Source organism: Streptomyces pseudogriseolus, assembly GCA_002154585.1.
GTDB classification, from domain to species: domain Bacteria; phylum Actinomycetota; class Actinomycetes; order Streptomycetales; family Streptomycetaceae; genus Streptomyces; species Streptomyces pseudogriseolus.
The window spans coordinates 1-6656 of sequence record MUNG01000466.1 but is presented as its reverse complement, the minus strand read 5'-3'; the positions used below and the strand labels follow the sequence as shown (position 1 = coordinate 6656).

6 protein-coding genes are annotated in these 6656 nt (G+C 73.2%); 3 read left to right on the top strand and 3 right to left on the bottom strand.

The window, feature by feature from the left end; genetic code table 11:
- Positions 1-524 precede the first annotated feature (524 nt).
- Positions 525-1187 (top strand): hypothetical protein, encoded by a 663-nt coding sequence (locus CCN29_RS31135; protein WP_086685867.1) that lies wholly within the window; start codon positions 525-527, stop codon positions 1185-1187.
- A gap of 23 nt (positions 1188-1210) precedes the next feature.
- Here the strand turns inward: CCN29_RS31135 and CCN29_RS31130 are convergent, their stop codons facing one another.
- Complete coding sequence (locus CCN29_RS31130; protein WP_031060663.1) at positions 1211-2194, bottom strand: NAD(P)H-quinone oxidoreductase; 984 nt, start codon at positions 2192-2194, stop codon at positions 1211-1213.
- A 169-nt stretch (positions 2195-2363) separates the two neighbouring features.
- Here CCN29_RS31130 and CCN29_RS31125 point away from each other — a divergent pair, with 169 nt between their 5' ends.
- Complete coding sequence (locus tag CCN29_RS31125; protein WP_031060665.1) at positions 2364-3380, top strand: ATP-binding cassette domain-containing protein; 1017 nt, start codon at positions 2364-2366, stop codon at positions 3378-3380.
- Positions 3377-4225 (top strand): ABC transporter permease, encoded by an 849-nt coding sequence (locus CCN29_RS31120; RefSeq protein ID WP_086685865.1) that lies wholly within the window; start codon positions 3377-3379, stop codon positions 4223-4225. The genes CCN29_RS31125 and CCN29_RS31120 overlap by 4 nt, the downstream gene beginning before the upstream one ends.
- Positions 4226-4310: 85 nt before the next feature.
- Here CCN29_RS31120 and CCN29_RS31115 read toward each other — a convergent pair whose 3' ends face one another.
- Positions 4311-5405, bottom strand: coding sequence for a potassium channel family protein (locus CCN29_RS31115; RefSeq protein ID WP_006134906.1), 1095 nt, complete (start codon positions 5403-5405; stop codon positions 4311-4313).
- On the bottom strand, positions 5402-6656 hold a 1255-nt coding region (locus tag CCN29_RS31110), incomplete at its 5' end, for a molybdopterin molybdotransferase MoeA (protein WP_442538584.1). The genes CCN29_RS31115 and CCN29_RS31110, both read right to left, overlap by 4 nt.

Below are 6656 nucleotides of genomic sequence, written 5' to 3'. Positions count from 1 at the left end.
CGCGCCCGCCTCCCGGGCGCGGGCTCGCGCCCGGGAGGCGGGCGCGGCTCACGTTCGGGCACGGCTCGCGTTCGGGCACGGCCTCCGGAAGCGGTCCGGGAAGCAACTCTCGCAATCGCCCCCGCGAAGCAGGAGCGGACGCGGCCTGCGGCACGGCCCCGCAAGCGGTCCGGGAAGCGGTCTTCGGTGGCGGCCTCGGGAGGAGGACGCGGAAGCGCCGTCGGACGCGCGGCCTGGGAAGTGGGCGGGGCAGCGCCCTCGGGCGCAGGCCCGAGCGCGGGCGCGAGACGCGGTCCCGGCGGGCGCGGGAGTGGGTCTTAGGGCACGGTCCGGGGAAACGGGCGCGAGACAGGACCTCGGGCGTGGCCCGGAAAGCGGGCGCGGGTGCCCGCTTGGTGGGGGGTCATCCGGACGGGTCTGTCCGGCATGCCGGGGTCGGCCCCCGGTGCGAGGCTGTTGGGGTCCATTCGGCCCGACTTGCCGGCGGTGCGGCCCCGCACCGGGCGGCGTGGGAGGTCACGGTCGTGACTTCATGGCTGCGCACACTGGGGGCGACGTTCGTACTGGGGGCGGGGGCCGTGCTGCTGCCGGTCGGCCCGCTCGGCGGACCGCCGGGTGCGGCCGGCGTGGCGTACGGGGCGGAGCGGACGCCTCCGGGCGCCGAGGAGAGCGACCGGACCCGCGCGGTGTCCCGCTCCCCCTCCGCCTCGCCCTCACGCTCGGCCTCGCCCTCCGCGTCCCGGCCGGGGAGCGGACCGGGCGAGGGACGGGACCGGCCCGGGCGGGACGAGACGGCGCGGGAGGAGTCCCGCGACACCAGGCCGCCCCGGCGGGGCCGTGCCGAGCAGGAGGGCACGGAATCCCACGAGGCCGGACGCCCGGACGGCGACGGCGTGCGGCGGCCGGACGCCCGGCGTGACGCCTCCACCCCGGCGGAGGACGACCCGGCCGAGCAGTCCCCGGCCGGTGACTCCGGCGGAGTGACGCCGACGGAATCCGGCGACACCGCGGCGGCCCCGGTGCCCGCCACCTCGTCCCCGGCCGCGCGGCCGGACACCGTCGCGGGCACCGCCGTGGAGCCGGTGCTGCGCATCCTGCCGCTGGGCAGCGGCCTGATCCTCATCGGACTCGGGTTCGCCCTCGCGTTCCTGGGGCTGCGGATGCGTCAGGAACGCGGGGCGCGCTGACCCCCGGCAGGCGCGACCGCGGCTCAGCCGGGCGTGACCAGCAAAACCTTGCCGATGTGGGAGCTGTCCTCCACGATCCGGTGCGCCTCGGCGGCGTCCGGCATGGGGATCTCCCGGTGGACCACCGGACGCACGTGACCGCCGGACACCAGGGGCCACACGTGCTCCCGTACGGCCGCCACGATCGCGGCCTTCTCCTCCAGCGGCCGGGCGCGCAGGGTGGTCGCGCTGATCGCGGCGCGCTTGGCGAGCAGGGCGCCGATGTTCAGCTCGCCCTTGACCCCGCCCTGCATGCCGATGATCGCGAGCCGGCCGTTCACGGCCAGCGCCTGGACGTTGCGGTCCAGGTACTTCGCGCCCATGTTGTCGAGGATGACGTCCGCGCCCCTGCCGTCCGTGGCCTCCCGCAGCTCGGCCACGAAGTCCTGCTCGCGGTAGTTGATCAGGATGTCCGCGCCCAGTTCGGCGCAGCGCTCCAGCTTCTCCGCCGTGCCCGCCGTGACGGCGACCTTCGCCCCGACGGCCTTGGCGAGCTGGATCGCCATGGTGCCGATGCCGCTGGAGCCGCCGTGCACGAGGAACGTCTCGCCGGGGCGCAGATGGGCGATCATGAAGACGTTCGACCAGACCGTGCAGACCACCTCGGGCAGCGCGGCGGCCCGGTCGACGGAGAGCCCTTCCGGGACGGGCAGGAGCTGCCCGGCGGGGACGGCGACCTTCTCGGCGTATCCGCCGCCGGAGAGCAGCGCGCACACCTCGTCACCGACGGCCCAGCCGCTCACCCCGGGGCCGACCGCCGCGATCCGGCCGGAGCACTCGAGGCCGGGGTGGCGGGACGAGCCGGGCGGCGGGTCGTAGAAGCCCTGGCGTTGCAGGAGGTCGGCCCGGTTGACGGCCGTGGCCACCACGTCGACGAGGACCTCGCCCTCGCCGGCCACCGGGTCGGGGACCTCGTCCCACACCAATGCCTCGGGCCCACCGGGTTCGGGAATCGTGATCGCATGCATGAGGGGGACGGTACTCCGGCAGGCCGCGTCCGCCACGCGCCCCCGAGGGTGCGTCCCCGCCCGGAGGCGGCCGGGGCGGGCGCCGGAAATCCGCGTGCGCGACCGATGAGTTCGCGCGACGGTAAAAGTCTCCCCATGCGTAGCCCACGCACGCGGAAGGACCCGAAGCATGAGCACGCAGACGTCCGGCCTGGCGATCGAGACCGCCGGCCTGGTCAAGACCTTCGGTGAGACACGGGCCGTCGACGGCGTGGACCTCGCGGTGCCCACGGGCACGGTCTACGGCGTCCTCGGACCGAACGGCGCCGGCAAGACCACCACCGTGAAGATGCTCGCCACCCTGCTCCGCCCGGACGGCGGTGTCGCCCAGGTCTTCGGCCACGACGTCGTGCGCGAAGCCGACGCGGTCCGCTCCCGGGTGAGCCTCACCGGCCAGTACGCGTCGGTGGACGAGGACCTCACCGGCACGGAGAACCTCGTCCTGCTGGGCCGGCTGCTCGGCCACCGCAAGCCCGCCGCCCGCGAGCGCGCCGCACAGCTGCTGGAGGCGTTCGGTCTCACCGAAGCGGCCGGCAAGCAGGTCAAGCAGTACTCGGGCGGCATGCGGCGCCGCATCGACATCGCCGCGTCCATCCTCAACACCCCGGACCTGCTGTTCCTCGACGAGCCCACCACCGGCCTCGACCCGCGCAGCCGCAACCAGGTGTGGGACATCGTGCGCGCGGTCGTCGCCCAGGGCACCACCGTCCTGCTGACCACGCAGTACCTGGACGAGGCCGACCAGCTCGCGTCCCGGATCGCCGTGATCGACAAGGGCCGGGTGATCGCCGAGGGCACCAAGGGCGAGCTCAAGGCGTCCGTGGGCGCCGGTTCCGTCCATGTGCGGCTGCGCGACCCCGAGCGCCGTGCCGACGCCGAGCGGCTGCTGCGCGACCTGCTGCTCGCGGAGGTGCAGCTGGAACCCGACCCCGTGGCGCTCACCGCCCGGCTCAACGCCGCGACCAGCGACACCGCCGCCGACCAGGCGGCACGGGCGCTCACCGAGCTGTCCCGCGCTGGCGTCACCGTCGACAACTTCTCCCTCGGCCAGCCGAGCCTCGACGAGGTCTTCCTCGCGCTGACCGGCCACGACACCGGCGCCGCGGACGGCACCGGCAACGACACGAAGGACGAGGTGGCGGCATGAGCACGGCCACGAGCGCGGAGACCAGGGAACTGGCGCCGGTCAGCACGGAGTCGCTGGCGGCGCTGCTGGTCGCCAAGGAGCGGCCGCCGCGGCCCAGCTCGCTGTCCACCTCCCTGACGTTCGGCTGGCGTGCCGTGCTGAAGATCAAGCACGTGCCTGAGCAGCTGTTCGACGTCACGGCCTTCCCGATCATGAACCTGCTGATGTTCACGTACCTCTTCGGAGGCGCGCTGGCCGGGTCGCCGACGGACTACATCCAGTTCGTCCTGCCGGGCATCCTCGTGATGTCGGTCGTCATGATCACCATGTACACCGGCGTCTCGGTGAACATCGACATCGAGAAGGGCGTCTTCGACCGCTTCCGCTCGCTGCCGATCTGGCGGCCCTCGGCGATGGTCGGCTATCTCCTCGGCGACGCCCTGCGCTACACCATCGCGTCCGTGATCATGCTGTGCATGGGCCTGCTGCTCGGTTACCGCGCCGACGGCGGCGTCATGGGCGTGGTCGCCGGGATCGCGCTGCTGCTGGTGTTCTCGTTCGCCTTCTCGTGGATCTGGACGATGTTCGGGCTGCTGCTGCGCACCGAGAAGTCGGTGATGAGCGTCAGCATGATGGTGATCTTCCCGCTCACCTTCCTGTCCAACGTCTTCGTCGACCCGCGGACGATGCCCGGCTGGCTCCAGGCCTTCGTCAACAACAGCCCGGTGACCCACCTGGCGTCGGCGGTGCGCGGGCTGATGGCCGGGGAGTGGCCGGCCGCGGACGTGATGTGGACGCTGGGCTGGTCGGCCCTGTTCGTCGTGGTCTTCGGACCGGTGACGATGCGGCTCTACAACCGCAAGTAGGCGGAGCGCACAACCGCAGCCACGGCGACGGCCCCGAGGACCGGATCCTCGGGGCCGTCGTCTCGTTCGTCCGCGGAAGCGGCTGTCAGCTGCGCAGCGGCCGGACGTCCGGGGCCACCTGGCTGCCCGGAGTGGCCCGGATGATCGTGATCAGCCGGTCCGTCAGCTCCAGCGTTCCGACGTCCTGGTCGTCGTAACCGAGCACCCGGTGCCCGCGCACCACGCTCACCACCAGGTCGTCCAGCTCCCGTAGGGTCTTCCCCACCTCGGCCTTTATGACCGGCCGTTCCACGACGTCCAGCCCGGTGCCCTGCTGGATGAGGTCCTCCATGACCATGCCCGCGGCCGGGCTCAGCACGGAGAGACCCAGCAGCCGCCCGGCCGCGCTGGCGCTGGTGATGACCGCGTCGGCGCCCGACTGCTTGAGCAGCGGCGCGTTCTCCTCCTCACGGACCGCGGCGACGATCTTCGCGTTGCGGTTGAGCTGGCGCGCCGTCAGCGTGACCAGGACCGCCGTGTCGTCGCGCTGGGTCGCGATGATGACCTGGCGGGCCCGCTGGAGCTCGGCCCGCTTCAGCACCTCGCTGCGTGTCGCGTCCCCTATGACGCCCGCATAGCCGTCCGCCGTGGCCGCGTCGATCGCCTTCGCGCTGGGATCGACGACCACGACCTGCTCCTTGCGGAGCCCTGTCGCACAGACCGTCCTGATCGCGGACCGTCCCTTGGTCCCGAACCCGACGACGACGGTGTGATCGCGCAACGTGGACCTCCAGCGGTTCAGTCGCCATTCCTCCCGGGTGCGTTCGGTGAGCGCCTCGAGGGTGGTGCCGACCAGAATGATCAGGAACATCACGCGCAGCGGGGTGATGACGAAGATGTTGGTGAGCCGGGCCCCGTCCGACACCGGCGTGATGTCGCCGTAGCCCGTGGTGGAGAGCGTGACGGTCGCGTAGTAGAACGCGTCCAGCAGGTCGACGGGACCGTCCGAGTTGTCGGTGTACCCGTCCCGGTCGGCGTACACGACGAACGCCGTCACCACGAGCACCAGCAGCGCCATCGACAGCCGCTTGGCGACCTGACGGATCGGGTGTTCCACCAACTTGCGCGGCAGCTTGACCCGGGACGTGACGAGATGCTCGTCGGCCTGACGGGCAATGGCATCCTGGCCCGGAAGTTTCACGTGAAACACACCCCGATTCCCCCGGACGCCCAGGGCAGGTCCAGCAGTTCCGCCTCGTACCCGGGCTTCGCACCCCCGGGCGGTACGACGGCCAGCGCGTCCGCCGCGGCGATCCCGCGCAGCATGGCCGGCCCGTTGTACAGCAACGGCAGCGCCCGGTCTCCGCGCAGGGCGACGGGAACCAGCCGGGTGTCGTACGGGTGCCCCTGCACCGCGTCCCGAAGCGGCAGCGTGTACCCCTCCGGGGCGGGGCGGGCCGCCAGGGTGCGCAGCAGCGGCTCGGCCAGTGTGACCAGGCCGGACACGGCGGCGAGCGGATTGCCCGGTAGGCCGACGAGGTACTGCTTCTCCGAGATCCGGGCCAGCAGCATCGGGTGACCGGGCCGCACCGCGACCCCGTCCACCAGCAGCTCGGCGCCGAGACGCCGCAGCGTGGGATGGACATGGTCGACCGGACCCGCCGCGGTGCCGCCCGTGGTGACCACGACATCGGCCTCACACGCCATCAGCGCCTGCTGCAAGGCGGCCTCGTCGTCCCCGACCCGTCGTACGTCGACGACGTCGGCGCCGAGCGCGCGCAGCCACGGCGGCAGCAGCGGGCCCAACGCGTCCCGGATCAGCCCGTCGTGCGGCAGCCCTTCGCCGAGCAGCTCGTCGCCGAGCACGAACACGGCGGCGCGGGTCCGGGGGACGACGGTGAGCGTGTCGTACCCCGCCGCCGCGGCCATGCCGAGCACCGGCGGGGTCACCAGCGTGCCCACGGGCAGCAACTGGTCGCCGTTGCGGCACTCCTGGCCGCGAGGGCGGATGTCCTGGCCGTGGGACACGGTGTGCGGCGCCCGGGTCGCGGCGGTGGCGTGCAGCCGGCCCGTGTCGTCCGTACTGCCGTGCTCACTGCGCAGGACGGCGGTGGTGTCCGGCGGGATACGCGCGCCGGTGGCGATCCGGACGGCCTCCCCGTCGGTCAGCGGCGCGTGCGCGGTGTGCCCGGCGAGGACGCCCTCCTCCCGCACGTCCCAGGGTCCGGGGCCGGACACCGCCCAGCCGTCCATCGCGGAGGTGTCGAACGACGGCAGGTCGGTCAGCGCGATCAGCGGGGCGGCCAGGGTGAGACCGAGGGCGGAGGACAGCGGGACCGACACGGGCGTGAGGTACCCGGTGCGGTGGCCGCCGCCCCGGCGGGGGGCGCGCTCGGCGGTCGTGCGGGCCTCCGCCCAGTCGACGCCGTCGCGGTGCGCGGGGACGCCGGGG